Raw genomic sequence first — 25988 nt, 5'->3', positions numbered from 1 at the left:
TTAACAACCACCCTCGGGTGGTTGTTCTGCGTTAACCCACGCTTCACGAAAGCTCCTCCTAGCCCAGGGCAGGGCAGGGCGGGGTGGCGGGATACTCGCTCCTCAGCTCACACATTCGGGTGGTTTGGGGGGCCTTCCGCGAAGAACGTGCGGAAACCCCCAAAACCACCCAAAAACTCGACACCCCGCGAATATCCCACCACCCCGCCCACAACATGAGCACATTTGTTGCGTCTTAATTGGTGCAATCTATTCCACCTCACGTTGTATTACGAATACGTCCGTTTATGGCGGGACACTTTCCTCGTTTGCGTCGACGACGTTGACGCAAGGGGGCGGGCGATAGTGAAGATGACGGTGTTGGCTTCTTCGAGCAGGATTTATTTTTTTGAGAAATCATTCGGGCTGAGGCTCGCGATGCGATGCGCATGGGCATGGAGCGAGTCCTCGTCGATCTGCACTCCGATGTCCGTAAAGCGCTGACGTAGAGCGGTGAGAACGTGCGCCTCGTCATGACCGGCGAGATCAGCTTCTTGTTGCATCAGGATCCCGGCCGCCTTGGCGTCAATTGGTTGAAAATGTTGGTCCTGAACGGGTTCGTCTTGGGTGCCGCTGTCGTCGGTCATTCTTTCCTTCTCTTCATCGGATTCGCCACAAGCGTTGCGTGTAAGCGCGTCAAGGAGCGAGCGATCAAACGAGGACGTTCATCAGCGCGTGTTCTCACCACGGTAGTCCTCGAAGCTGACGCTGACCAGTGTCGTGCGCTTTGTTGGTGCTGCCATAGTGACACGGGACGCCCGTTGTGTCGACGATAGAGCTAGCGTCTTGGGAGGCACTCACCGACTCGTGAGTAGGCATCCTGGCGCGCAGAGTTTTCGCGTGGGGCGCAGCACTACTCACGGTGATCTGTGGCGCGGGAGGCACCGTTGCCGCCGGCCACGGCCTGAACAGAACCCGGCCGCCCACCTCAGTGGTGGGAACGGCCGGGTTCAGTCGGTGAGCTCAGCAAGACGGATTACTCGGTACGTGCCACGAACCGCACCGCCATGGCCTTGTAACCGGGAGTGTTCGATTCTCTTGCTACGAGCTCGCGGTGCATCAACGCGTTGGCCTCTGGGAAGTACGCCGCGGCGCAACCGCGTGGAGTCGGATAGAACACGAGACGAAAGGCATCCGCGCGTCGTTCGGCACCCTGGAAGGTACTAATCACATCGACCGCCGCACGATCAGAGAAACCCATTTCTATCGCGTCCTCGGCATTGATCAGAATCACCCGGCGACCGTTGGAGATGCCGCGGTAGCGGTCGTCAAGACCGTAGAACGTGGTGTTGTATTGGTCGTGGCTGCGCATGGTCTGCAAGATGAGGTGGCCGGCCGGCGGAGTGAGGTACTCCAACGGGCTTACCGTGAAGCGGGCAAGCCCAATGTCGGTCTTGAAGCTGCGGGTATCTCGTGGCGGGTTGGGCAATACAAAGCCGTTCTTCGTCTTGAGTCGGGCGTTGAAGTCAGTGAAACCTGGCAGCACCCGCGAGATGTGGTCGCGGATGACGTCATAGTCGTCAGACATGGCCTTCCAATCGATGACGTGGTCGGCGCCGAGGGTGGCGTTAGCCATGCGGGCGATGATCACGGGCTCGGCCAGCAGGTGATCGGAAACTGGTTTCAGGCGTCCTTGGGTGGTGCGCACAACGGACATGGAATCTTCGACGCTGAGCACCTGACGGCCACCGGGATGCTTGTCATCGGTATCCGTGCGGCCCAGGGTCGGCAGAATCAACGAGGTCAGCCCGTGGCGGACGTGCGACCGGTTGGGCTTGGTCGACACGCTCACTGTCAGGCCTACCCGCTGCATCGCTGCCTCGAGTAGAGCGGTGTCCGAGCATGCCAACGCGAAATTACCGCCCATGGAAATGAAGACGTCAACATTGTTCTGCTCGAACGCGTTCACGGTATCGACTGAGTCGAGGCCATGTTCGCGCGGAGATTCAATCGAGAATTCCTTGTCCAGGGCCGCGAGCATCGGCTCCTTCGGCTTTTCCCAGACGCCCATAGTGCGGTCGCCCTGTACGTTGGAGTGTCCCCGCACCGGGCATGCCCCCGCGCCGGGCTTGCCGAAGTTTCCCTGCAGCAGGAGCAGATTGATGATCTCCTTGAGCGTGTTTACGGAGTGCGGCTGCTGCGTGAGTCCGAGGGCCCAGCAGATGATGGTGGCTTTGGAGTTGACCATCATCTGAGCAACCGTGGTGATCTGTGCGCGTGACAGGCCAGTAGCGGATTCGGTCACGTCCCAGTCGAGGGTTTTGCGGGCGGCCCGGTAGGCGTTTATCCCATCGGTGTTCTCAGCGATGAAGGCGTGATCCACGACGGAGCCTGGCACGCGCTCTTCCTCTTCGAGTAGGAGGTGACCGAGTGCCTGAAACAGGGCCAGGTCGGCGCCGACCTTGATCTGCAGAAATTCGTCGGCGAGGTTGGTGCCGCTTCCGATCAGTCCGGAAGGGGTCTGCGGGTCCTTGAAGTTGAACAGTCCCGCCTCGGGCAGAGGGTTGACAGCGACGATTTTTCCACCGTTATCCTTGCACGCGGCCAGGGCGGACAGCATTCGGGGGTGGTTTGTGCCGGGGTTCTGACCGACGACGAAAATGAGTTCAGCCTGATGGATATCGTCAAGCGAGACCGTGCCCTTGCCGATGCCGATCGTGGGGTTCAGCGCCGACCCCGAAGATTCGTGGCACATATTCGAACAGTCCGGCAGGTTGTTGGTGCCGATGGACCGGGCAAAAAGCTGGTACATGAACGCCGACTCATTGGCCGTTCGACCCGAGGTGTAGAAGACGGTGCGCTGCGGAGTGCTCTCGCGAATTTTCTGCCCGACGAGCTCGAAGGCATCATCCCAGCTGATTTGTGAGTAGTGCGTGTCACCGGGACGGACGACCACAGGGTGGGTGATACGGCCCTGATTGCCCAGCCAGTATTCGGTCTTGGTTGCGAGCTCCTCGACGGAATGCTGCGCCCACCAAGACGGACCGACCGTGCGGGTAGTGCTCTCCTCGGCCACGGCCTTGGCGCCGTTTTCGCAGAACTCAGCAGTTTTTCGGTGCCCTTGGGATTCGGGCCAGGCGCATCCGGGGCAGTCGGTGCCGTCACGCTGATTCAGGCGGAGCAAAGAGCGGGCTGTGCGGGACAGTCCAGCCTGAGCGATTCCGCGGTCAAGGGCCACCACGACGGCTTCGAGGCCCGCGGCGTGAGTTCTTGGCTTCTTAACGACGAGATTGCTTTCGTTGATGTCATTTACCGGTGCTGCACGTTTCATATATCTATCCTGCTCCTAAAAATGAATCGTCGAGACAACAAAACCCCGTGAAAAATATTTTCGGCGCTGTGGACGTGCACTATTTTCCGGTATCTGCTTTTCACAAGAGCCATCCGCATCACAAAGTTCGCATAGGCGTGACAATGTGGCTATCAGTGGGGGCGTAAGCTTTTTATTGATATGCGATGTCTGGATCTGGGTCGAACTGAACCGGAATCGACACCGGGTGGGCGCGACCAAAACCCACTGCGGCGAAGGGAATTCGGACGCTTGACCACATGCAGATTGAGTGGAAATCGGTCTCCGCTCCCTCCAGATCGGGACCTGGTATTTGCGTAGCACTCACTTAGCTGATAGGACCAAATAGGTGAGTGGGTTACGACTCGACGACAAGTCGCCTTCTTAGAGTGATGTTTCGTTACTCGCGATAACAGACGCCCGAAAGCGGCTGAACACGAATAGCGACCTGAAATGTCAGGCTGGCCGCTGGCGTCCCGCAGCGAAATCCGCGTTTGGATAACAATTCGTGTGCCACGAATTTTCGTGGTGCCTGCAGTTAGGCCAGTGTTGACAGCGGCGTACGTAGTCTCCAGACAAAGTGAGCGACGATGAGATGATAATCGATTCCGGGTGTTACCGATTTTATTTTTGAGAAATTCCTCTGCGGGAACCCAAAGTCCAGTTAGCGATGGGCCGTGCGCCACGAATGTTTATATGGGGAGCTCACCCATAATCATGAGAAGGGTAGAACTATGTATTCATCAGCTACTGTGACCGGCGGAACGACCAAACAGCCGACGGCGGGGCGTTGGGGGATCGTGATTGCAGCGCTTTTGCTACAGTTCTCGATTGGCGCTGTTTACGCGTGGAGTGTGTTCAGTTCAGCATTGCAGAGCCCGGACGCCATGGGACTCACTAACCCGGAAGCATCTGTGCCGTTCACCGTGACAATCGGCATGATTTTCATCGGCAGCTACATCGGTGGGAAGATCCAGGATAAGAAAGGGCCGCGGCCGGTAGCCCTCGCCGGAGGCACCATCTATGCCCTCGGATGCATCCTCGCCTCGTTCGCTCTCTCACACGACAACACCCAGCTGTGGCTCCTGATCCTCGGCTACGGAGTCATCAGCGGATTCGGCCTCGGCTTGGCGTACATCGTTCCGATTGCAATGTTGCAGAAGTGGTTCCCAGACAAACGCGGTCTCATCACCGGACTTGCAGTAGCCGGCTTCGGATTTGGAGCGGTCCTGACCGCACCCATCGCCCAGTGGCTGATCGCTATGACTCCGACGGATTCGAACCGTGCTTTTTTGCCTCTCGGCATCAGCTACCTTGTGCTCGCGCTGATCGGCGCGGCATTCTTCCGTAACCCGCCTGCGGGATACACGGTTCCAGGTTGGGTGCCGGCCTCTACGGGCAGGGCGCAGGACAGCTACAAGCAGTTCACCGAAAAGGAGGCCCTACGGACACCGCAGTGGTATTTTCTGGCGGCAATTCTCACCCTCAACGTCACTGTCGGCATTTCGTTGGTCGCCCAGGCCAACTCGAGTGCGATCGACATCGCCGGCTACAGCATCGGCGGTGCCGCCGCGCTCGTCGGAGTGCTGGCGCTGTTCAATGGAGGTGGCCGTGTCTTCTGGGCGTGGGTTTCTGGGAAGACCGGTCGGATGACGACATTCGGTCTGATGCTCGGCCTGCAAGGTATCTGTTTGCTGGTCATTCCCCACGCCAGCAACGCTGTGCTGTTCTTCGTCCTCGCCGCCATCGTCTACCTCTGCTTCGGGGGCGGGTTCGGCACCATGCCTGCAACGGCGGGCGACTTCTTCGGAGTCAAACACGCTGGTGCGATCTACGGGCTCATGATCATCGGGTGGAGCCTCGGTGGGATCATCGGTTCGCCAATCATCGCTGCTCTTATCGGTTCGGATAAGGACTACACGCTGGGGTACACCGTCATGGGCATTATTGCCCTGCTCTCGTTGATCGTTCCTATGATCACCAAAATGCCGCGACCAAAGGTTGACGCGTTGAAGTCGACTGCCACACACCCGACAGCCGAAGCGTCGAAGGTTCTCAGCTGCCAAGAAGCGAATGGGTTTGAGCTTTAGATCGGCGTTTATACACAGCTGACGGCCTGAATTGTCTGTCTGCTTTTGTGGTGTGTGTGCTCCGAGACGCCCCGATCTGATGTGCACCCTCGTTGATCACTCTTCCGGTGGGTACCAGACACGGTCACCGTCGACTTGGGCAAAGCTGGTCAGGGTGTGCGGCTTGGTCGAGGTCAGGCTCATGATGTCGGCAACGTGAAGGCCCCGCGCCAGCAACGCATCTCCGATCAGTGATCGATGACAACGCCAGGGCACGGCCTCGGCACACATGATCGCTACGGTCTGCTTCCTCGCCAGCGCCATCAACTCATCGATACCGGCAACGAACTCGGGCGTTTGCATGTAGTCGGCGTAGTTGCGAAAGCTCCTGTTACGCCATGCTCCGTTGATAGACGCTTCTGCCGCCGGGGTGTGCCGTAGCCCGCCGATCTCGGGCAGTCGCTGATAGTCGATACCTGCGTTCGGCATGCTGGCGATAAGTTCGTGTTCCCCAAATTGCGGGTTGTGACGAGACCCCGGAACGGTGCGCACGTCGATGAGTCGTTCGACACCGTGTCTATTCAACATTTCGACGAACTCCTCAAGGGGATGAGTCGAGTGCCCGATCGTGTACACACAGGTTTCAGCCATGCTCCCATTGAACCGCACCTACTACAGCCCGCATCAGGAATATCAGATGTGTGCGCCCGACACTCGGCTCCGCGATAACGGGGAGCCCCTGCACGTTGGCTATCGCCCTGTTGCCATTTCGAAGCCGTCGCTAACCTGATTAGTGCAGGAGGCTTCCTCGTTCCGGTTCGCCGGTTCACACGAGCTAGGCGCGGATATCCCCGATGGCATCGCGGCCATGGGTGTCCTTGAACGAACGGAGAAAGCATGCAACCGATCCCGAACCGTTCCGACTATTCGCGCACGATCAACACTGCAGGGGCGAACGGTGTCCCACTGACAGTGTCAGTGCCGGCCGGCGTAGCACGGGCTGGAGTCATCGTGCTCCATGAGGTGTGGGGTCTCTCCGCGCCCGTTACCGATCTCGTCGTTCGCCTGGCCGACTGCGGTTATATCACCGCAGCGCCGCACCTCTACCATCGCATCACAGATCCCGTCGTCACCGATGGAAAATTCGCGAAAGCCCGCCGGTACCACAACACCCTCACAACGGCAGGCCTCACCTCTGACATCGAGAGCGCCCAGGCCTGGATTCGCGCCCAGGGGGCACAGAAAGTAGCGATAGTAGGTTTCTCCATGGGAGGCACCCTCGCATTGTGGGCGGCAGCAACACTGCACATCGATGCCGCCGTCACCTTCTACGGCGCCAATTTGGCGTCTCCCCGGTGGCCTGGCATCCTCAGTGGAATCGATGCCGCACGCGCGCTCAAGGCACCCTGGCTGGGAATATATGCCGGCAAAGACGCCAGCACTCCCGCCCGCGACATTCAACAGCTGCGCGAAATCCTGACCCACACCACCACGCAATCCGCGGTGGTGGTCTACCCCAAAGTTCGCCACGGCTTCGCCCTGGACCCGGACCTTCCACGCCACGCCGCAGACGAGACAGCAGACGCATTCCAGCGCACAGCCCTCTTCCTGAAAACCCATTTACGCCAGGCCCATCAGCCATTTCCGTAAAGATCGCCACCACTCGTCGACGCGCCTAATCGAGTGTCCACAACCCGGGGCTTGTCGTGCCGGGGCTTGTCATGACGAATGCTTCGGCCTCTGCCTCATCCGTCGTCTGGTGTTAGAGCAGATCGGCGTGGTGGGCGGCGGCCACGTTGGGGTGGGCGCGCAGGCGGTAGCGCAGCGCGTTGTCACCGTAGGTGGTTTCGAGAATGGGACTGTTGGTCGGGTCGGCGGAGAGCCCGCGGGCCTCGCGAGACAGGTTCTCGTCGAGGTGCAGTCTGGGCATTACGGTGTCGAGTGCTGGATTGAAGAAGAACGGCACGGAGATACGGTCGGATCCGTCTTCAGGAGAGAAGACGCGGTGCAGGGTGGCCTTGAGGTAGCCATCCGTTGCCAGTTCGAGCATTTCGCCGATGTTCACGACGAAGGCGCCCTCGAGCGGGGGAGCGTCGATCCACTCGCCGTCGTGTTCGACTTGCAGACCGTCTTTGTGCGGTTCGACGAGCAGCAGCGTAAGCACCCCACCATCGCGGTGCTCGCCCACACCCTGAGCCCCTACAGGCTGGCCGGGATAGCGCACGATCTTGGTCAGGAGAAAAGCGTTCTCGGCGAAGGCAGCGTCGAAGACGTTCTCGGGGCTGCCGAGGGCGAGCGCCCAGGCGCGCAGCAGGCGAAGCGCGATGCGGCTCAGCTCCGCATTCCAGCGCAGGGCGACGGTCTTCAGCTCGGGCAGGGACTCCGGCCAAAGGTTCGGGCCCTCCAGGCGCCAATAATCTGGAGTTCCCACAGCGAGGGGCACAGGCTTGCGGTCCACCCCGATGTCAATTTGTTCACGCCAGTCGACGGCGTTGGCGGTGAGCTCCCCGCCGACACGGGTATAACCGCGAAACTGGGGACTGTGGATGTTTTCCAGCGCGAGTTTCTGCTCGGCCGGCAAGTCGAAGAACTTGTGCGAGACGGCGAGAAGCTCCTGCGTCAGCTGCGGGTCGACTCCGTGGCCGGTCAGAGAGAAGAACCCGACCTCGTGGGTGACGCGCAGAAGTTCAGCGCGGAATGCCGCAGCTTCGGCCTCGCCAGCGTCGAGTTGCGAGAAATCGAGGATTGGGAGTGAAAACACCATGGTTCAAGTCTGACACCGGGCAGGCCACACCGCGAATTATGACGACTCGAAGCCGCAGCCCGCGGCGGATTTCACTCGGGACGTGTCGGGTGAAGTCGCGCTTGACGACACCGAGCATGCGAGCGGCTGCCTGCGGCGTAGCGCTCGACCCACACGCGATGACGACATCAGCGGTTGGGGAAGCCGTGGGGGAGGCCGGTCAAGACCGGGGCCAGGCGAGCCAGGCGCTCGCGCTCGAGGAGGAGGGCGGTGTATTCGCGTTCTCGGCGCACGGCGGCGACTCCGGTGAGTAAGAATTCGGCCGGAGCATCGGGCAGAGGGGAGACGAACGGAGTGACTTCCGCAGCCAGAGACTGACCCAGACGTTCGCGAGTCAGCGGGGTCAGATGAGATGACTGCCGGAGGTACTGGGCGACGCGCCGGGCCAGCTGGTCGGGCAGCCGGGCGATATCGACGGTCTGGGACCACGGCAGCAGTGCTTCGGGCATCGGGCGCGGAATCTCGTTGTTCCGTTGGACGCGCTCGTGTTGGCTGTAGGTGCCAGCCAGCAGGTCGCCGAGGCGCTTCGATCGGCCGTTGAGCAAAGCTGTGATGGCGGCGAGCCCGCCGAGCGTCATGATGATCTCCAGCACCCCGGTCAAGGCGCGAATGAATGCGTGGCGTAGGGAGATCGCTCCGCCGTCGTCGCGCACGATGCGGGCACCGATGGCGAGCTTGCCGAGCGATCGACCGTGAGTGAGGGTCTCGACCAGCACCGGCACGATCAGTACGGCGAAGACGAGCGCGGCAATCGAGATGGCCTGGGTGAGCGCCGAGTCGGTAGAGCTCGCGACGGTCAGAGAGAAGGCCAGGAGAATGAGCAGGTATAAGGCTAGATAGGCGATCGTATCGATGATCGAGCCGGCAGCGCGCAGAATGACGCTGGCCGGGCGCACGTCGAGCGCGACTGCCTCGCCGGTGATGAGCTCGTCGTCGCCAATCAGATCACTGTGACGGTCGGCACGATCGGCGGGACGCCCGGTCTCGTTCATGTCTACTATTGAAGCAGATGGATCTCGATGCTTACACGGCCGCGCATCGCGCCGACTGGGACCGCCTGACCGAGCTCGGAGCCCGGCGGGAGTTGAGCGGTGCCCAGTCCGACGAACTCATCGAGCGCTATCAGGCCGGTGCCACCCAGCTCTCAGCGATCAAGTCCACTGCCGGGTCGACTCTCGAAGGTGACCGGCTGTCGGTCGGTCTCTCGCGTGCCCGGCTGCGTTTCACCGGCGTGAATGCCAATGTGTTGGCGCAAATTCCGCGTTTTTTCGTCGCCCAGCTGCCGGCGGCCCTCTATCGGCTGCGCTGGCTCACACTCGTGGTCGCCGTGGTGACCTTTCTGGTCGCCGGACTGTACGCGGTGTGGGCCTACAACGATCCAGAGGTGCTCGCGAATCTGGGAACGGAGACCCAACTCGCTCAGCTCGCCAACGAGGATTTCGTCGGCTATTACTCGGCGAACCCTGCGGCGTCATTCACCGGATTTGTCTGGACGAACAATGCCTGGATCGCCGCACAATGCATCGCCTTTGGCATCACCGGGGTCTACGTGCCATATATTATTCTGCAAAACGCCATGAGCCTCGGCACCACAGCGGCGATCATGTTCGCCTATGACAAGGGTGACGTATTCTTTCTCTACATCGCTCCGCACGGGCTGCTCGAACTGACCGCTATCTTCGTGGCAGCGGCTGGCGGACTGCTCATTTTCTGGGCCTGGATCGCCCCCGGCGCCCGCACCCGCGGGCAGGCACTCGCCGAAGACGGCCGCGCGCTGTTCACGGTGGCCATCGGCCTTGTTTTCGTGTTGCTGGTGTCGGGCATCATCGAGGGATTCGTCACCCCGCAAGCGTGGCCATGGCCGATCAAGATCGGGATCGGAGCCGTTGCGCTCGGCGCATTTTTGACGTACCTGATCGTGGTCGGCGGCCGCGCCACTCGCGCCGGTGAAACCGGCGACCTGAGTGAGTTTGAGGCCGGAAGCACCCGCATCTACGCTGCCTGACACTTCGCCGCGCCTCGCTGCCGATCGCCGAACCTCGAGGCTGGTCATCGCTGGTGATCTCCACGATCTTGAGTGGCGGGAGTGGCGTTGACGCAGACGGTGCCGAAGGTGTCCCCGCAGCCGTTGGTCGTCAGAGCCGGCCGGCAGCCTTGAGGGCGATGTACCGGTCGGCCAGGGCCGGCGGGAGCTGTGCGGGCGAGGCGGTGACAACATCCGCTCCCAGCCGACGGATAGCAGCTGATACGCGTGCCACGTCGAGCAGGGCCCGTTCCGCCGCCGCGGCCCGGTAAATCTCGTCGCGACCACCGCGGCTGGCGGCGGCGAGCACGGTGGCAGGGTCGAGCACGGAGGCCACGATCACCGTGTGTCGTTTGGTGAGCTGGGGCAGCACCGACAGCAGCCCGGTCGACGCCCCCGCGGCATCGACCGAGGTGAGCACCACGACCAGGGCATGTTGGCTCGTGATGGACCGCACCTGCCCGGGAACGGCGGCCCAGTCCATCTCGATCAGTTCCGGGTCGATCAGGGCCATCGAATCGACCAGCTGCGAGAGCAGAGCGGCCCCGCTGGCCCCCTGCACACGGCCGCGCACCCGGCGGTCGAACGCAAGAAAATCCACCCGGTCACCGGCAACCGAGGTGAGCGCGGCGAGCAGCAGGGAAGCCTCGAAGGCGGTGTCGAGGCGTGGCTCGTTATCGACCCGCGCCGCCGAGGTTCGACCGGTGTCGAGCAGGATGACGACGCGGCGATCGCGCTCCGGTCGCCAAGTGCGCACCATCACTTCGTTGCGCCTGGCAGTGGCCCGCCAGTCGATCGAGCGCACGTCGTCGCCGCGTACGTATTCGCGCAACGAATCGAACTCGGTGCCCTGCCCGCGCACCATCACGCTCGTGCGTCCGTCGAGCTCCTTGAGTCGCGTAATTCTCGCGGGCAGGTGTTTACGGGCGTGAAAGGGCGGCAATACCCGGATGCGTCCCGGCGCATTCAGTGTGGCCTGGCGGTTCCACAGGCCGAGCGGCCCGCGCGAGCGCACCGTCACCTGTTCGACTCGTCGTTCCCCGCGCCGAAACGGGGTGAGCGTGAGCGAGACGAGCCGTCGTTCCCCGGATGGGATCACGACGCGGCTGCGATTGCGTCCGGCGCCTGCCGACGGCTGCCAGGCATCCCGCACGACGCCGACCAGGCGGCGGCGGCCGGTGTTGGTGAGGTACAGCTCGCTCGTGACGGATTCCCCGAGTCGAACCCGGGCGGGCAGCATCCGCTCGACTGTCACGGCACGCGGAGACGCCGCCAACGCAAGGTCAAGGCCACCCAGCACGAACACCAGCAGCAGCCAGAGAAGGAGAATGCCGGTGGCGGCCTTTGGATCGGGCCCGAACAGCACGATAGGCACCACCCCGAGGGCGAGGAGAAGAACGAACCGTCCGCTGAGCGTCATCGTTAGATCGGAACCTGAACCTGCTGCAGCACGCCGCGCAGAATAGCATCCACCGAGACGCCTTCGAGTTCGGCTTCCGGGCGCAGCTGCACCCGGTGTCGCCAGACCGGCAACGCCATCGCCTGCACATGATCGGGCGTGATCGAGTCGTAGCCGCTCAGCCAGGCCCACGCCTTGGTGGCGGCGAGCAGCGCGGTCGTTCCGCGGGGACTGACCCCGAGCTTGACCGAGGGACTCGTGCGCGTGGCGCGGGCCAGGTCGACGATGTAGGCGAGCACATCCGCACTCGAACCGACCCGCGCCACCGCGGCCTGTGCGGCGGCAAGTTCGACCTGGCCGAGCACCGCGCTCACTCCGGCCCCGGCCAGGTCGCGCGGATTGAAACCGGCAGCGTGGCGGCGCAGCACCTCGATCTCATCGACCCGTTGGGGGACTTCGAGCACGAGCTTGAGCAGAAACCGGTCCAGTTGCGCCTCCGGCAGCGTATAGGTGCCCTCGTACTCGATCGGGTTCATGGTCGCCGCCACGATGAACGGCTCCGGCAGCTTGAGCGATGCGCCGTCAACGCTGACCTGGCGTTCCTCCATGGCCTCAAGCAGTGCGGACTGCGTCTTCGGCGGCGTCCGGTTGATCTCGTCGGCGAGCATGATGTTGGTGAACACCGGGCCCTGCCGAAACTCAAACTCACCCGCGCGAGCATCGTAGATGAGCGACCCGGTCACGTCCCCCGGCATCAGGTCGGGCGTGAACTGGATGCGCTTCGTGTCGAGGCTCAGTGCATGGCTGAGCGTACGCACGAGCAGCGTTTTGGCCACCCCGGGCACACCCTCGAGCAACACGTGGCCGCGCGCGAGCAACGCGATGATCAGCCCGGTCACCGCGCCGTCCTGCCCAACGACGGCCTTTGTGACCTCTGAGCGCACCCGGTTGAGCGCGGCCCGCAGCGCGGCGGCATCCTCTGCGGTCGAGGGCGCCGCCGCTTTGAGCGAGTCAGCGGGCGTGATTGGAGTGGCAGGAGTGGTCATGGGTCCATTCTTTCGGCTGGAGGGGGTGGTGATTCAGGAGAAGCGGATGCCGACGCGCGAGCAGCCGGAGCGGCCCCGGCTCGCACGGCCTGACCGGTCGCGTGTTCGAGAGCCTGTACAGCGTGGGAGAGTGCCGTCAGCTGCGCATCCGATTTGGGAATCGCGCCCACCAACACCCGCCGCACGTCGTCGGGAGTGCGGCCGGTGAAATGGGCGACCGAGCCGATGATCTCCTCCAGCTGAGCGAGGCGGCCCAGGCCGACAGCGAGGGCGAGTCGCTGCACAGCGCCGACGCGCAGGGCGTCCAGCGCCCTCAGCCGGGCATTGCTGCGCGCGTACAACCGGGCGCGACCCTCCATGGTCTCGCTCGCTTTCACCGTGACCGGCAGGTTCTCGGCCACGAGCGGCCCGAACCGTGCTCCCCGCCAGAACGCGGCGGCGGCGGCGGCGAGGATGAGTAGAACGAGCACCGGGGTGACCCAGCCGGGCGTCAAGTCGGCCAGTGACGGGGGCCCGGTGCGGGGCAGATCGGCCAGTGTTGGCAGGTAACAGATCAGCGAGTCGCTCGGCCCAAGCAACCCGAGTGCGAGCGCTGCATTTCCGTAGTCAGCGATGTGCTCATTACTGAACAGGCGGGCGTCAGGCACGAGGGAGATGATCCCGCCGGTCGTGTCGTTCTGCACTTGAACCAGCGAGAAAGTGTTGGTGCCGCTGGCAAAACAACCGGTGAGAAGCGGATGCGCGCTCCCGGGCGGAATGGACAGGGTGTCCCCGCCCGGTGACAGTTCCCCGGCTCGATTGGCGGCCGGCACAGAGCAGTCAGCGGTGAGAGTGTCGAATTCGGACACACCGCCAAAGCCCACGGTCGGGGCCAGCGCCTGAAGGGCCAGAAAATCCGGTGCCGCGACAACGGTGCGCGTAGCGAGGTCGCCCAGTTCGCGCAACTGCGACTGATCGAGGTAGCTGTTCTCGTCATACAGGAGCACGGTTGAATTTGTTCCGACTGCGCCCCGCACCTCGGCCAGGGAACCGGCGAGAGTCACGGTGACGCCCTGCTGGCGAAGCACCTCCACGAGCGCCATCGAGCCGGCCGGAGCAGCGTTGTCCCCGGCAAGCGCTCGGCCAGCCGCCTGGCTGCCGCCGGACACGAGCGCGGCGACAAGCGCGATGGCCAGAATGCAGGCAGCGGCGATCAGCCAGAATGAGGAGCGGCCCAGCAGCGCACGCAGGGTCGGGGTAGCCACGGTCGTGCCGCCGGCAGCACCGCCGGCAGCACCGCCGGCAGCACCAGTCAAGCGAGCAGGCGCATCGGTTGAGGAACCGAGCGTTGCGCTCATGACCGACCCGCCTCGGTCAGCGGGGCGAGTACGGCGGGCGCCGCAGCCCGTACCTCGGCCTCGAGCACGGCGAGGGCGCGGTAGTCGGGCTCGAGACCGACCTGTTCGAGGTAGCGCACCCGATCAAAGGTGTCCGCAGCACGGGCCAGTGCCGGACCGTGGGACGGAAACGCCAGCTGAGCCCGGGCAGCGAAATCATGCGCGGTCGTGCCGGGCGTGACGGAGAGCACCGTGCGTTCAGCCAAGCCGCGGGCCAGGGCGCGAAAAATCTCCTCGCAGGCTAAGCTCCAGTCGCCGCGACCGGCCGCCGCGTCGGCCGCCGTACGCATCTCGGAGCTGCTGCGCTGCTCGATCGCGCCGAACAGGTCGAGATCTGCCCGGCGGCGCCGGGCCAGTTTTGGCGCGCCGAACAGCAGCCAGCCCGCCACGAGCACCGCGACCACGAGCACGGCCGCGACAATCGGCACCCAACCGGTCAGGCTGCCGTCGCCGCTGCCAGCCAGTGAATTCAGCCACTCGAGAAAAGCCTGAGATGCCCGGTCGAACCAGGTCGGCCGGGCCGCTGCGTATGGGGCTTTGACGAGCTCTTCGCGCAGCCACTGGCGGGCGTCTGGCGCGTCAGGAACCACCGGAACATCACGCGGCACGCCGAACGTGAAGCGATCAAGGAATGATTCGACCACCGATCCGAACTGCGTGAGGCCCACCGCGGTCATGCCGCCGAGTATCCGCCGGAACCGGTTGGCGCCAGATACGGGTCGGGTACGTCGCCGCCCTGCGCTGCCGATTCGACGTAGCGGGCCAGCTCGAGGTCGAGGCCCTCCTTGCGCATGCGCAGGTCGAGATAGACCAGCGCTATGGTCGCTGACTGCACAACAGCCGCCACCGCCGCTACGGGAATGGCGATGATCAGGCTGACAACGGTGAGGATGATGGACGACTGCTCCATGAACGCCCCGGCCGGGTCGACGAGCGTCGTGCCGATTCCCATGAGCAGCGACACGGGCATGCTGATGATCTGGCCGATGACCTGCACGATCACGGTGATCAGTAGCAGAATGCCCAGGGTGCGCCAGAAGTAGCCGCGCGTCAGCGACCACGACCGAATAACAGATGCCCGCACGCCCAGCTCCTCCAGCACGATCAGGCTCGGGACCACACTGGTTTTCGTGAAGAGGAACGCGCTCGCGGCCGCGAGCAGCAGACCGCCGAAGACACCGATGAGAACGCCGACGACGAGGCCGACGGCACCGCCGACGCTGATCAGGAGCACGACGATACCGGCCAGCACGGCCACGCCGACGAGCAGCGCACCGCCCAGCAGCAGGGTCCACAGGGTGAGCGGCCAGAGACGAGTCGCCGCCCGGCGCCACAGAGTGCCGAGCCGTAGTTTCTCGCCCAGGGTCGCGCGGGCCACCTCGACCACGATCACGGCCTGCAGCAGCGCAGAAGCGATGAGCGACAGAGTGATCGGAATGATGGCGGTCAGCAAGCCAGCCAGCACCGAGCCGGCCATGACGGCATCCTTTTGGTCGAGCGGGGCGCTGTCAATGCGGTCAAGGACCCAGAACGTGACGAGCCCGACGATGACCACGGTGACGAGCATAATTACCGACTGCACGATCAGGCCACTGCCGAAGGTGGCCTTGGGATTGCGGCGCAGGACCCGGAAAGACGCGCCGAGCAGCGTACCGAATCCGATCGGCCGCAGTGGAATCAGTCCCGGCTTGGGCGGAGGCGACCAGGCCTGGCCGGGGTTGCCGCCTGGAAAAGGTCCGTTCGGGTGCGGCGCGCTTTGATACGGAGAGGATGGTGTCGCCCGCTCCCCATAGCGCGGTGGAACGGGGGCGTCGGGGGCTAGCCAGGGGTCGGTCACCCTTCAATGCTGGCACAGGTCGATCGAGAAATGCGCTCGCACGCACTCTGTCAGCGCACTCAGCTACTCTTATGCGAGACTTTGCCCTACTCACCGGGCAATCTGCTGAGCGAACGACATCAGAACACACGGAGCTGACGTTCTGGAAAGAGACCCATGACTGCACGTATTTTGGTTATCGATGATGATACCGCCCTGTCCGAGATGATCGGCATCGTTTTGCAAGGCGAGGGCTTCACTCCGGGTTTTTGTGTCGATGGATCGCTCGCCTTCGAAGCGTTTCGTACCGAGAAGCCCGACCTGATCCTGCTCGACCTCATGCTGCCCGGCCTCGACGGCATCGAAGTGTGCCGGCTGATCCGCGCAGAATCAGGGGTGCCGATCATCATGCTCACCGCCCGGTCTGACACCACCGACGTAGTCAAGGGGCTCGAGTCCGGCGCCGACGACTACATGGTCAAGCCGTTCAACCCCAAGGAACTGGTCGCTCGCATTCGCACACGCTTGCGCCCACCCGCTGTCGACGGCGCGTTGTCCCTGCACGTTGGTGACCTCGTGGTGAACGCCGTCGGCCATGAAGTCACCCGCGGCACGGCGGCGATCAACCTCACGCCGCTCGAATTCGACCTGCTGCTGGCCCTCGCCTCCAAACCCCAGCAGGTTTTCACCCGCGAAATGTTGCTGGAGCAGGTCTGGGGTTATCACTACAAGGCAGACACCCGGCTCGTGAACGTGCACGTGCAGCGGCTGCGATCCAAGGTCGAGCACGATCCCGATAATCCCAAGATCGTCATGACGGTGCGTGGCGTCGGCTATCGCGCCGGCACGATCAGTTAGAAATCGCAGACCACAGATGTCCCCCCGGCGACGCCCAGAGAAACGGTTTCCGAAACCGTGCCTCAGCTGACCTATTGGCGCCGGCCGCGCAACTGGCCGAGGCTCGTGCGCGCGTCGTGGCGCTCGTCGCTGCAATTTCGTACGGTGACGATTTCCGTCGCGCTGTCCGGGCTGGCCATTCTGGTCGTGGGCGTGTACATGTCGGTCAGTATCGGTACTGACCTGTTCCAGTCGCGGCTCAGCCAGGTTCTGCTGGAATCAGACCGTGCGAGCAGTTCCGCGCAGAGCCTCTTCGATTCCTCCGATGCCACCGACCGGGTCGAGGTGCAAAACCTGCTCAGTTCGGCCCGCACCTCGATCTCCGCTGCCTCGTCGAGCCGACTGGTCGCCGTGCTGCGGGTGCCTGGCCAGGATCCGTCGACCGTCGCGCCGCTGGATTCGTCGACGTTTGGGCAATCGACCGGCGTGATCGGAGCCGACCTGCGCACCGAGGTGCAGGCGAACGACGGTGATCAGTTTTGGCAGTCCGTCACCCTGACCGGTGACGAGGCCACCACCATGCCCGGAATCGTGGTCGGGTCCCAGATCACGGTTCCCGTGGCCGGCCGGTACGAGCTGTACATCGCCTACAGTCTGCAGGATTCCGAAGCGACGCTGCTCTTCGTGCAACAGACCCTCGGGGTGGCCGGTGTCGCGCTCGTCCTGCTGATCGGGGCCGTATCGTGGATCGTGGTGCGCTTCGTCGTCACGCCATTGCGGGTGGCCGCCGAGACGAGCCAGAAACTCGCCTCCGGCGACCTTGAAGTGCGCATTCCCGAGAAGGGCGAAGACGTCATCGCCACGCTTGCCCGCTCGTTCAACGGCATGGCCGACAGTTTGCAGAGCCAGATTCGTAAGCTCGCCGACCTGTCCGAGGTGCAACAACGTTTTGTATCGGATGTCTCGCACGAATTGCGAACGCCGCTCACGACCATCCGCTTGGCCGGTGATGTGCTCTACGACCAGCGGGCGGCTTTTCCGCCAGCCACCAGCCGCACCGCTGAGTTGCTGCACACCCAGGTGGAACGCTTTGAGTTGCTGTTGAGCGACCTGCTCGAAATCAGCCGGTACGATGCCGGGTCGGTGGAACTCGAGAGTGAACCGACGAACCTGGTCTATCTCGCCGAAGACGCCATCGACAGTCTGAAGTCACTGGCCGAGTCGAAGGGGAGTGACCTGCGGATCGTAGCGCCGGGCGGGTATCTCAATGCCGACGTCGACCCGCGACGCATTCGGCGGGTTCTGCACAACCTCATTGGCAACGCCATCGAGCACGGTGAGGGTAAACCCGTCGTGGTATCAGTCGACAGTGACGCGAACGCGGTCGCGCTCGCCGTGCGGGACTACGGGCTCGGCATGACCCAGGTCGAAGTCGCGCACGTGTTCGACCGGTTTTGGCGTGCTGATCCGTCTCGCCAACGCACGATCGGGGGCACCGGACTCGGACTGGCCATCTCGCGCGAAGACGCGAGCGTGCACAACGGCTGGCTCCAGGTCTGGTCGAGTCCGGGCGAGGGGTCATGTTTTCGGCTGACCCTGCCGCGCACGGCCGGAGCTGTGCTCGAATCCTCCCCGATCCCACTGCCGCCCGACGACGCAACGGCCGCGTTGGGCGACGTCGGGCATGTGCGTGGAATAGGCGGAGATCAGCATGACTGATCACAGAGCGCGTGGTTCAATCTGGCGGGTCGTTCCGGCGCTGTTGGTGGCCGTCAGTCTCGCCGTTGGGCTCGGTGGCTGTACCGGTATTCCGCGCGACGGTGTCGTGCACGCCGGCAATGACATTGCGCCGGACGATAATCCGGCCCCGGTTTTTCTGCCGGCGCTCCCGCAGAAGGACGCCTCGACGGAGGCTATTCTGCGCGGCTTCATCGACGCTTCGTCAAGTCCGGAGAACAACTACGACATCGCCCGCCAGTTTCTCACTCCGGCGTTTCAATCCAGTTGGGACCCCACCTCGGGCGTCACCGTCGACAACGGGTCAGGGCGCACCCTGACCGTTATCGACGAGGCCACCACCCTCGTGGCGGTCACGCCGATCGCCGAAGTGGACCAGTCCGGGGAATACCGCGAGGTCGACGCGAGCCCGGTACCGTTGCGCTACGAATTTGCGCAGATCGGTGGCCAGTGGCGCATCAGCGCGGCTCCGGATGGCACGGTGATTGACGAAAACACCTTCAGTGAGGTCTTCAGTGCCCAGCCGGTCTATTTTTATGATCCGGGATTTCGGTTTTTGGTGCCGGACCTGCGCTGGTTTCCGCGCGGCGCATCCGCTCCGACGAAACTGGTCAACGCGGTCTTGAACGGACCGAGCGCCTGGCTGACCGGTGCCGTGGCCACGGCGTTTCCGCAAGGATCCGCGCTCACCGCCGATGCCGTGCGGATTGTCGGGCGTCAGGCCATGGTCGATCTGAACAGCGAAGCCCTCAACGCCGATCGGCAGACCCTCCAACGCATGAAGGCGCAGTTGGCGGCGAGTCTGCCGACGGGCCTGACAGTCGAAATCACCATCGACCAGAACTCCCAGGCCATTACTGATCTGGAATCAGGGGCGCCACTCGTGGATCCGCGGGTAGATGCCCGGGCGCTCGTGCTGCGCGGTGACGAGTTCGGTTTTCTCGCCGCGACCGGGCAGAGCATCACTCTGCTGGATGGGCTCTCTGAGCCCATCGCCCAGCTGGCTCCGACCGCTGTGACGCTCGCATCGGGCCAGGGGTCGGCGGCCGTACTCGCCAGCGACGGCGTTTACGTCGTTCGGGCGCGCGATGAACCCGAGCTGCTCGATGCGCGCGCGGGGCTGCTCGCGCCATCGATCGACACTGACCGCTTCGTCTGGTCGGTGCCGGCTGACGATCCCAGTGCACTCGTCGTCTACAGCCCCACCGGGGAAGCGACCCTGCTGCCTACCCCGTGGCCAGAGGCCACGTCGATCGCGGCACTGAAAGTGTCCCGAGATGGCTCTCGGCTGATCGCGCTCCTCGGCACCGGTTCTGAGACCCGATTCGTCATCGCCTCCATCATTCGTACCGGCGCGGCGCCGACCGGAATCGGTGCGCCCGTATTGCTGGCGTCGGGCGGCGGAGTCGGCCGTGACGCAACCTGGATCAATGAATTGACCGTCGCCTCGCTCAGCACGCTGCCCAGCGGCGAAGCCCGCGTCGTCGCGCAACAGATTGGTGGAGTCAGCACCATTCTCGAATCCCCGGTGAGTAGCCGGTTCATTGTCGGCAGCAACTCGGTGCGTGATCTGCGAGCCCTCACGGACAGCGGCAGCCTCGCTGTGCAACGTGGAGCAGGCTGGCAGGCCCGCATCGGCGGCGTGACCCTGCTCGCCACCCAGCAAGGCCTCGGCGGCTGAGCAACCCGTCGCTTCTCCCCAGGAGGCGCCGCGGCGCGCTTATCCACCGCTGATGCGTTCGGGCCGGCCCGGCCGATAGCTCGCGGCACACTGAGGCCATGAGTCGACGGCTGCGCGCTCGTCTGGCCGCTGCGAGCCGGGATGCCTGGGCAACCGTGCTGCCGACCGAGTGCAGTGGCTGTGGTGTGGTCGACCGTGCTCTCTGCGCCGAGTGCCGGCGGGCGTTGGTGCCTTCCGTGCACCCGGTCGTCCGCGACGACGCCGTCATCTGGGCCGCACTGACCTACGAGGGCGCTGCCCGTCATGCGATCGTGGCGTACAAAGACGGCGGCCGAACGGATGCCGCCGCCGCGCTCGCCGGGCCGCTGCGGGCGGCCATCGTGGCCGCGCTGGCCGCCGTGCCCGGCGGCCGTCAGGGTCGTGATGCTGGGCATTGCGATACCGGCCCCGGAATCCAGCTTGTGACCATCCCGTCGTCTCGTCGGGCCTGGCGCGTTCGGGGCTACCACCCGGTCGATGCCCTGCTCCACCGCGCCGGCCTGCACCCGTTTCCGGCGCTCGCGCAGCGCACGGAGGCCCTCGACCAAGTGGGCCTCGGCCGGGCGGCGCGAGCCGCGAACAAGAGCAACAGTCTCGTCGCCAGACGTTCGCTCGACGGCGTGCTGGTGATCCTGGTCGACGACATCGTCACCACGGGAGCGACGCTGCTCGAGGCGCGCCGCGCCGTGGCTGCTGCCGGGGGTACCGTCGTCGGTCTGGCCACACTCGCGGAAACACGGCGTCTGCTGTCCCCGTAATCGTCCTCTTGGGAAACTCGTCGACAAATACTGTGACTTATTCCACTCCCACGGCTACGGTGGAGACAAAGGCGTGCACTGATCGCCCGGTTTTGGGCGGTCCGCCGAACTGGAGGTCGTCATGGAAACTAACATTGTCGGACGCAACCTTGGGATCACCGATCGCTTCCGGGATTACGCGACGGAGAAGGCCGAGAAAATTGCCCTTCTCGCCGACAAGGCCCTCGCGCTCGAGATCAAGGTCAGTCGCCACCACGAGAAGAACGGGGCGGCCGTCGGCAACGACCGGGTTGAACTCACCCTGATCGGCAAGGGTCCGTTGGTGCGGGCCGAAGCCGACGGTTCCGACAAATACGCCGCTTTTGACGTGGCGCTGGGTCGTCTGCTCGAGCGTGTTCGTCGCGCCAAGGACCGCAAGAAGGTGCACCGCGGCGGCGCCCACCGGCCCACCTCGCTCCACGAAGCGTCTGCGGTCGGCTTCAGCGTCATCGACATCACACCGGCCAACCCCGAGACGCTCGAGCGGGTGCGAACCGGTGCGATTCCCATCGTGCACGCGGATGCCCCCGAGGCCTCCACCGAGGAGGATTATTGCCCCGTCGTCATCCGTCGCAAGGTCTTCGCGGCGGCCCCCATGTCCGTCGATGATGCCCTCTACTTCATGGAGCTCGTCGGCCACGATTTCTACCTGTTCCAGGACATCGAAACCAAACGAGCCAGTGTGGTCTACCGCCGCAAGGGCTGGGACTACGGAGTCATCGAACTCGACGGTTCGGTCGGTGAGCTGCAGGAGGCTGTGCCCGTTACCAGCGGGCGTGCCAACTGACCAACTAGCATTACCTTAGCCGCCGACCAGGTCGGTGCTCTGGCATCTGCCAGACGAGAGGCGCAGGCGTGTGCTGTGGCAGTCCGATTGGGCTGCCACAGTGCGTGCCTGCACCGTTTGACTAGTGGAGTACATTCGTGGCGTCAATTCTTGAAAAGGTTCTTCGTGTTGGTGAAGGTCGCGTTCTGCGCCGCCTGGAAAACTATGCGAAAGCCATCAACGCGCTGGAAGAAGACTTCCATGAGCTCACCGACGAGGAGCTGAAAAACGAGACCGTCACCCTGCGGGAACGGTACTCCAACGGGGAATCGCTCGATGATCTGCTGCCCGAGGCCTTTGCCGCAGTGCGCGAGGCGAGCACTCGCACCCTGGGACTGCGGCACTTCGACGTGCAGCTGATGGGTGGCGCCGCCCTGCATCTCGGCAACATTGCCGAGATGAAGACCGGAGAGGGCAAGACCCTCGTCGCCACCACCGCTGCCTACCTCAACGCCATCAGCAGCCGCGGTGTGCATGTCATCACGGTCAACGACTACCTAGCAAGCTACCAGAGCGAACTCATGGGCCGCGTTTTCCGTGCCCTCGGTATGACGACCGGATGTATCGTTTCGGGTCAGACTCCGGCGCAGCGGCGCGAAATGTATGCCGCCGACATCACCTATGGCACCAACAACGAGTTCGGTTTCGACTACCTGCGCGACAACATGGCGTGGCAGGCCAGCGATATGGTGCAGCGCGGGCACTACTTCGCCATCGTCGACGAAGTCGACTCGATCCTCATCGACGAGGCTCGCACTCCGCTGATCATCTCCGGGCCGGCGTCGGGCGAAGCTAACCGCTGGTTCAACGAGTTCGCCAGCCTGGCCAAGCGCCTCATCGCCGACGAAGACTTCGAGGTCGACGAGAAGAAGCGCACCATCGGGGTGCTCGAGCCCGGCATCGAAAAGGTCGAGGATTATCTCGGCATCGACAACCTCTACGAATCAGCCAACACGCCGCTGATCTCTTTTTTGAACAACGCCATCAAGGCGAATTCTTTGTTCAAGAAGGACAAGGACTACGTCGTCATGAACGGGGAGGTGCTCATCGTCGATGAGCACACTGGCCGTATCCTCATGGGACGCCGCTACAACGAGGGCATCCACCAGGCGATCGAGGCCAAGGAGGGTGTCGCCGTCAAAGCCGAGAACCAGACCCTGGCCACCGTCACCCTGCAGAACTACTTCCGCCTGTACTCGAAGATCTCCGGCATGACCGGTACGGCCGAGACCGAAGCTGCTGAGTTCATGAGTACCTACAAACTCGGCGTCGTGGCCATTCCCACCAACAAGCCGATGCAGCGCATCGACCAGTCCGACCTGATCTATAAGAACGAAGAGTCCAAGTTTCGCCAGGTCGTTGAAGACATCGCCCTGCGCCACGAAGCCGGCCAGCCGGTTCTGGTCGGCACGACCAGCGTCGAGAAGAGCGAGTACCTGTCCCGCCTGCTCGCCAAGATGGGTGTGCGACACGAAGTCCTCAACGCCAAGAACCACGCCCGTGAAGCCGCGATCGTCGCGCAAGCCGGTCGGCTCGGCTCGGTGACCGTCGCCACCAACATGGCCGGCCGCGGCACCGACGTGATGCTCGGCGGGAACGCCGAGTTCCTCGCTGTCGCCGAGATGAACGCGAAGGGCCTCAGCCCGGTAGAAACCCCTGACGAGTACGAACTCGCCTGGGACGATGTCTTCACCGCTGTCAAGGCCGGCGTCAGTGAAGAGGCCGAGAAAGTCATCGCTGCCGGCGGCCTGTACGTGCTCGGTACCGAACGGCACGAATCACGCCGCATCGACAACCAGCTGCGCGGCCGCAGCGGACGCCAGGGAGACCCGGGCGAGAGCCGGTTCTACCTCTCGCTCACCGACGACCTCATGCGCCTGTTCAACGCCGGCGCAGCCGAAGCCCTGATGGGCCGCTCGGGCGTGCCAGACGACATGGCGATCGAATCCAAGGTGGTCAGCCGCGCCATCCGCAGCGCACAGTCACAGGTCGAGGGTCGTAACGCCGAGATTCGTAAGAACGTGCTCAAGTACGACGATGTTCTCAACCGCCAACGTGAAGCCATTTACGGCGACCGTCGACACATCCTCGAAGGTGACGACCTGCATGAACGCACCCAGACTTTCCTCACCAACGTCATAGACGAGGTGCTCGACGTGCATGCCGGCAACGGCAACGGCGACGACTGGGACTTCGACGCGATGTGGACCGAACTGAAGACCCTCTACCCGGTGGGATTGACCATCGACGAGGTCGTTTCTGAGGCCGGCGACAAGGGCAGAATCAATCGCGATTTCATGCGCCGCGAGATTCTCTCCGACGCCAAGCTCGCCTACTCACGTCGTGAAGATTCCCTGGGTGCCCCCGCGATGCGCGAATTGGAGCGTCGTGTGGTGCTTTCGGTGATCGACCGCCGCTGGCGCGACCACCTCTATGAGATGGACTACCTGAAAGATGGCATCGGGCTGCGCGCGATGGCGCAGCGCGACCCGCTGGTCGAATACCAGCGCGAGGGTTTCGCCATGTTTCAGCAGATGATGGGCCAGATTCGCGAGGAAACCGTTGGGTTCCTGTTCAACCTCGACGTTGAGGTGACTGCCGGCGCTGGTGCCGTCAACGGGCCGGCCATCGCGGGGAAGGGGCTCAGCCCAGCTGACTCATCGGACGAGAAGCTCAGTTACACTGCGCCGAGCGATTCCGGTGGAGTCGAGGTGCGCAATCAGCGCGGCCAGATTCAGCAGGCTGCCACTGATCGGGCCAGGCGCACGGCGACGATCGCGGCGAGCGATAACGAGGCGGAAGAAGCAGCCAGCCCGCCCCAGCGTGGAGCATTTGGGCAGAAAACCGAGGGTGCCGCACCGGTGAACCGGGCCGAGCGCCGCGCCCAGGGCAAGAAAACGATCTAGCCCCGACGCAAGCCGACAACGCACGCCCACTCGTGGGCGAGCGTTGTCGCACGGGTCGTGAGCGGGGCATTCGTCTGCTGCCGGTGCATCACAGCACAACGAGAACAGTCGCACGCCAGCGCTGATCCAAGCCCTCCATTTGCACCGAGACGACGTGCGCGCGGCGTTTATCGTACACCAGAATCACTGCATTGACACCGCCGGTGTCGGTTGGCCAGGTCTTGACATGGTCGATCCACAGCCTGGGCCGTTCAGCGACGACTCCCGTGATGGCTCTGGCGCGAGCGGCGATCGACACGCGCACGCGCAGATGGGCGTAGACGTCGTCGGTAACCCATCGTGCGAGCTGCTCGAGGTCTCTGGCTCCGGCGATGATTTCGACAGCCCGCAGGGCGAGGGCGCGCAATACCTGCTCCGTTTCGGGCCGGTGTGCCTGTCCAATCGGCTTCGGGCTGACTCCGCGCGCATCGATGCGAGCCTCCAACGGGTGAACCTGTGCGCTGGAAGCACCGGAACCAGATGACGTCATCGTTCCTCCTGAAATCGAACGTGCAACTCTTGTAGCGCCACACTCAATCAGCTTGGTCACGGCGTTGTCTAGCGCTTAAAGAGCCTGTGCACAACGTGAGCGAGATCGTCTCGCCTCGGCTACTTTCGACGTGTGCGCTGGGATGATTTGTTTGATGACCTCGAAGGGCAACTCGAACGCGAGTTGCACTCCGAAGCTACCGACCTGCGCCGGAAGGAAGAACGCCAGCGGTTGGACAAGCTCTCCCTGCGCATCCGATTGAGTAACGTGGTGCGGTCGGTTGGCCTGGGTGGCGCGCTGCAGCTGCGCATCGTGCTGGTCTCCGGTGAGACGATCGTGGTTCGCCCGACGACGCTCGGCCGAGACTGGCTCGCGGCCGACTTACCGGGCGCTGGAAACGGTCGGGTTCAGTGCGTGATTCCGCTCTCGGCCATCGCCGGTGTCGTGCTCAGTGACGAGCAGAATCTGGCCTCGCTCGCGGTCGAGTCAGAATCTACCGGAAAGCTGATCGAACGAGTCGGTTTCCCTTTTGTGCTTCGGGACCTGTGCCGGCGACGGCGCAGCGTGGAGATTGCGACCCGCGGTGGTGTCCTGGCCGGCACCATCGACCGGGTTGCGCGTGACCACCTCGATCTGGCAGTGCATCCGCTTGGAACGCTGCGCCGCGCGCCGGAAATCCTGCACTTCCGTCTCGTGCCGTTCTGGCAAATTCACATCATCCGGCTCGGGTAGTTGTGGATAACTTTTTCACGATTTTCCTCAGTCGGGCACGATAA

The 25988-nt window shown here is 63.5% G+C and carries 21 protein-coding genes; 10 read left to right on the top strand and 11 right to left on the bottom strand.

The window, feature by feature from the left end; translation table 11 throughout:
• Positions 1 to 380: 380 nt before the first annotated feature.
• Both CXY72_RS02635 and CXY72_RS02630 read right to left on the bottom strand, forming a co-directional pair.
• Positions 381 to 626, bottom strand: a complete 246-nt coding sequence (locus CXY72_RS02635; protein ID WP_104126167.1) for a hypothetical protein — start codon at positions 624 to 626, stop codon at positions 381 to 383.
• Between the two features lie 389 nt (positions 627 to 1015).
• Positions 1016 to 3310 (bottom strand): FdhF/YdeP family oxidoreductase, encoded by a 2295-nt coding sequence (locus CXY72_RS02630; RefSeq protein ID WP_104126166.1) that lies wholly within the window; start codon positions 3308 to 3310, stop codon positions 1016 to 1018.
• A 752-nt stretch (positions 3311 to 4062) separates the two neighbouring features.
• Here CXY72_RS02630 and CXY72_RS02625 point away from each other — a divergent pair.
• Positions 4063 to 5418 carry an OFA family MFS transporter gene (locus CXY72_RS02625; protein ID WP_104126165.1) on the top strand — a complete coding sequence of 452 codons (1356 nt, stop codon included), beginning with the start codon at positions 4063 to 4065 and terminating at the stop codon, positions 5416 to 5418.
• A gap of 96 nt (positions 5419 to 5514) precedes the next feature.
• Here CXY72_RS02625 and CXY72_RS02620 read toward each other — a convergent pair whose 3' ends face one another.
• Complete coding sequence (locus tag CXY72_RS02620; RefSeq protein WP_104126164.1) at positions 5515 to 6048, bottom strand: DUF488 family protein; 534 nt, start codon at positions 6046 to 6048, stop codon at positions 5515 to 5517.
• A 246-nt stretch (positions 6049 to 6294) separates the two neighbouring features.
• On the opposite strand from CXY72_RS02620, the gene CXY72_RS02615 reads away from it, so the two are divergent.
• Positions 6295 to 7047: a dienelactone hydrolase family protein gene (locus CXY72_RS02615; RefSeq protein WP_104126163.1), complete on the top strand. Its 753-nt coding sequence runs from the start codon at positions 6295 to 6297 to the stop codon at positions 7045 to 7047.
• Between the two features lie 112 nt (positions 7048 to 7159).
• Here the strand turns inward: CXY72_RS02615 and CXY72_RS02610 are convergent, their stop codons facing one another.
• Positions 7160 to 8161: an isopenicillin N synthase family oxygenase gene (locus CXY72_RS02610; RefSeq protein ID WP_104126162.1), complete on the bottom strand. Its 1002-nt coding sequence runs from the start codon at positions 8159 to 8161 to the stop codon at positions 7160 to 7162.
• 167 nt (positions 8162 to 8328) lie between these two features.
• Entirely contained in the window at positions 8329 to 9192 is an 864-nt protein-coding gene (locus tag CXY72_RS02605) for an RDD family protein (RefSeq protein ID WP_104126161.1), read from the bottom strand.
• A gap of 17 nt (positions 9193 to 9209) precedes the next feature.
• On the opposite strand from CXY72_RS02605, the gene CXY72_RS02600 reads away from it, so the two are divergent.
• On the top strand, positions 9210 to 10205 hold the full coding sequence (locus CXY72_RS02600; protein ID WP_104126160.1) for a stage II sporulation protein M: 996 nt from the start codon (positions 9210 to 9212) through the stop codon (positions 10203 to 10205).
• 130 nt (positions 10206 to 10335) lie between these two features.
• Here CXY72_RS02600 and CXY72_RS02595 read toward each other — a convergent pair whose 3' ends face one another.
• From CXY72_RS02595 to CXY72_RS02575, 5 genes are read right to left on the bottom strand one after another with little or no spacing between them, the layout of a single operon-like run.
• Entirely contained in the window at positions 10336 to 11643 is a 1308-nt protein-coding gene (locus tag CXY72_RS02595; RefSeq protein ID WP_104126159.1) for a DUF58 domain-containing protein, read from the bottom strand.
• 2 nt (positions 11644 to 11645) lie between these two features.
• Positions 11646 to 12668: a MoxR family ATPase gene (locus tag CXY72_RS02590; protein ID WP_104126158.1), complete on the bottom strand. Its 1023-nt coding sequence runs from the start codon at positions 12666 to 12668 to the stop codon at positions 11646 to 11648.
• Positions 12665 to 14005: a DUF4350 domain-containing protein gene (locus tag CXY72_RS02585; RefSeq protein WP_104126157.1), complete on the bottom strand. Its 1341-nt coding sequence runs from the start codon at positions 14003 to 14005 to the stop codon at positions 12665 to 12667. Before CXY72_RS02585 ends, CXY72_RS02590 begins: the two co-directional genes overlap by 4 nt.
• On the bottom strand, positions 14002 to 14721 hold the full coding sequence (locus tag CXY72_RS02580; protein WP_104126156.1) for a DUF4129 domain-containing protein: 720 nt from the start codon (positions 14719 to 14721) through the stop codon (positions 14002 to 14004). Before CXY72_RS02580 ends, CXY72_RS02585 begins: the two co-directional genes overlap by 4 nt.
• The gene (locus CXY72_RS02575) at positions 14718 to 15881 is read right to left on the bottom strand and encodes a hypothetical protein (protein ID WP_104126155.1); all 1164 of its coding nucleotides are present in this window, start codon (positions 15879 to 15881) and stop codon (positions 14718 to 14720) included. Before CXY72_RS02575 ends, CXY72_RS02580 begins: the two co-directional genes overlap by 4 nt.
• A gap of 156 nt (positions 15882 to 16037) precedes the next feature.
• Between CXY72_RS02575 and mtrA the strand changes: the two genes are divergently transcribed.
• The 6 genes from mtrA (at position 16038) to secA (ending at position 24683) form a co-directional block, all read left to right on the top strand.
• Positions 16038 to 16718 (top strand): MtrAB system response regulator MtrA, encoded by a 681-nt coding sequence (gene mtrA, locus CXY72_RS02570; RefSeq protein ID WP_104126154.1) that lies wholly within the window; start codon positions 16038 to 16040, stop codon positions 16716 to 16718.
• Between the two features lie 57 nt (positions 16719 to 16775).
• Positions 16776 to 18416, top strand: a complete 1641-nt coding sequence (mtrB, locus tag CXY72_RS02565) for an MtrAB system histidine kinase MtrB (protein ID WP_199183921.1) — start codon at positions 16776 to 16778, stop codon at positions 18414 to 18416.
• The gene (locus tag CXY72_RS02560; RefSeq protein ID WP_104126153.1) at positions 18409 to 20115 is read left to right on the top strand and encodes an LpqB family beta-propeller domain-containing protein; all 1707 of its coding nucleotides are present in this window, start codon (positions 18409 to 18411) and stop codon (positions 20113 to 20115) included. Before mtrB ends, CXY72_RS02560 begins: the two co-directional genes overlap by 8 nt.
• Before the next feature lie 98 nt (positions 20116 to 20213).
• The gene (locus tag CXY72_RS02555; RefSeq protein WP_104126152.1) at positions 20214 to 20912 is read left to right on the top strand and encodes a ComF family protein; all 699 of its coding nucleotides are present in this window, start codon (positions 20214 to 20216) and stop codon (positions 20910 to 20912) included.
• 121 nt (positions 20913 to 21033) lie between these two features.
• Complete coding sequence (gene hpf / locus CXY72_RS02550) at positions 21034 to 21738, top strand: ribosome hibernation-promoting factor, HPF/YfiA family (RefSeq protein WP_104126151.1); 705 nt, start codon at positions 21034 to 21036, stop codon at positions 21736 to 21738.
• A gap of 137 nt (positions 21739 to 21875) precedes the next feature.
• Positions 21876 to 24683 carry a preprotein translocase subunit SecA gene (gene secA / locus CXY72_RS02545; RefSeq protein WP_104126150.1) on the top strand — a complete coding sequence of 936 codons (2808 nt, stop codon included), beginning with the start codon at positions 21876 to 21878 and terminating at the stop codon, positions 24681 to 24683.
• 88 nt (positions 24684 to 24771) lie between these two features.
• Here secA and CXY72_RS02540 read toward each other — a convergent pair whose 3' ends face one another.
• Entirely contained in the window at positions 24772 to 25212 is a 441-nt protein-coding gene (locus CXY72_RS02540; protein ID WP_104126149.1) for an Rv3235 family protein, read from the bottom strand.
• Between the two features lie 132 nt (positions 25213 to 25344).
• Here CXY72_RS02540 and CXY72_RS02535 point away from each other — a divergent pair, with 132 nt between their 5' ends.
• Positions 25345 to 25944 (top strand): hypothetical protein, encoded by a 600-nt coding sequence (locus CXY72_RS02535; protein ID WP_104126148.1) that lies wholly within the window; start codon positions 25345 to 25347, stop codon positions 25942 to 25944.
• The last annotated feature ends 44 nt before the right edge of the window (positions 25945 to 25988 follow it).

The organism is Cryobacterium sp. Y57, from assembly GCF_002929505.1.
Classification (GTDB): Bacteria; Actinomycetota; Actinomycetes; order Actinomycetales; family Microbacteriaceae; genus Cryobacterium.
Note: the sequence above shows the minus strand (reverse complement) of the source record. Positions and strands in the feature narration are given on the sequence as shown.

What these genes read in the sequence shown, in the direction of transcription:
- CXY72_RS02620 (WP_104126164.1), bottom strand. Translation starts at nt 6,048, where the DNA reads ATGGCTGAAACCTGTGTGTACACGATCGGGCACTCGACTCATCCCCTT.
- CXY72_RS02625 (WP_104126165.1), top strand. Translation starts at nt 4,063, where the DNA reads ATGTATTCATCAGCTACTGTGACCGGCGGAACGACCAAACAGCCGACG.
- CXY72_RS02615 (WP_104126163.1), top strand. Translation starts at nt 6,295, where the DNA reads ATGCAACCGATCCCGAACCGTTCCGACTATTCGCGCACGATCAACACT.
- CXY72_RS02595 (WP_104126159.1), bottom strand. Translation starts at nt 11,643, where the DNA reads ATGACGCTCAGCGGACGGTTCGTTCTTCTCCTCGCCCTCGGGGTGGTG.
- CXY72_RS02580 (WP_104126156.1), bottom strand. Translation starts at nt 14,721, where the DNA reads ATGACCGCGGTGGGCCTCACGCAGTTCGGATCGGTGGTCGAATCATTC.
- hpf (WP_104126151.1), top strand. Translation starts at nt 21,034, where the DNA reads ATGGAAACTAACATTGTCGGACGCAACCTTGGGATCACCGATCGCTTC.
- CXY72_RS02605 (WP_104126161.1), bottom strand. Translation starts at nt 9,192, where the DNA reads ATGAACGAGACCGGGCGTCCCGCCGATCGTGCCGACCGTCACAGTGAT.
- CXY72_RS02585 (WP_104126157.1), bottom strand. Translation starts at nt 14,005, where the DNA reads ATGAGCGCAACGCTCGGTTCCTCAACCGATGCGCCTGCTCGCTTGACT.
- CXY72_RS02590 (WP_104126158.1), bottom strand. Translation starts at nt 12,668, where the DNA reads ATGACCACTCCTGCCACTCCAATCACGCCCGCTGACTCGCTCAAAGCG.
- CXY72_RS02540 (WP_104126149.1), bottom strand. Translation starts at nt 25,212, where the DNA reads ATGACGTCATCTGGTTCCGGTGCTTCCAGCGCACAGGTTCACCCGTTG.
- mtrA (WP_104126154.1), top strand. Translation starts at nt 16,038, where the DNA reads ATGACTGCACGTATTTTGGTTATCGATGATGATACCGCCCTGTCCGAG.
- CXY72_RS02600 (WP_104126160.1), top strand. Translation starts at nt 9,210, where the DNA reads ATGGATCTCGATGCTTACACGGCCGCGCATCGCGCCGACTGGGACCGC.
- CXY72_RS02630 (WP_104126166.1), bottom strand. Translation starts at nt 3,310, where the DNA reads ATGAAACGTGCAGCACCGGTAAATGACATCAACGAAAGCAATCTCGTC.
- CXY72_RS02610 (WP_104126162.1), bottom strand. Translation starts at nt 8,161, where the DNA reads ATGGTGTTTTCACTCCCAATCCTCGATTTCTCGCAACTCGACGCTGGC.
- CXY72_RS02555 (WP_104126152.1), top strand. Translation starts at nt 20,214, where the DNA reads ATGAGTCGACGGCTGCGCGCTCGTCTGGCCGCTGCGAGCCGGGATGCC.
- CXY72_RS02635 (WP_104126167.1), bottom strand. Translation starts at nt 626, where the DNA reads ATGACCGACGACAGCGGCACCCAAGACGAACCCGTTCAGGACCAACAT.
- CXY72_RS02560 (WP_104126153.1), top strand. Translation starts at nt 18,409, where the DNA reads ATGACTGATCACAGAGCGCGTGGTTCAATCTGGCGGGTCGTTCCGGCG.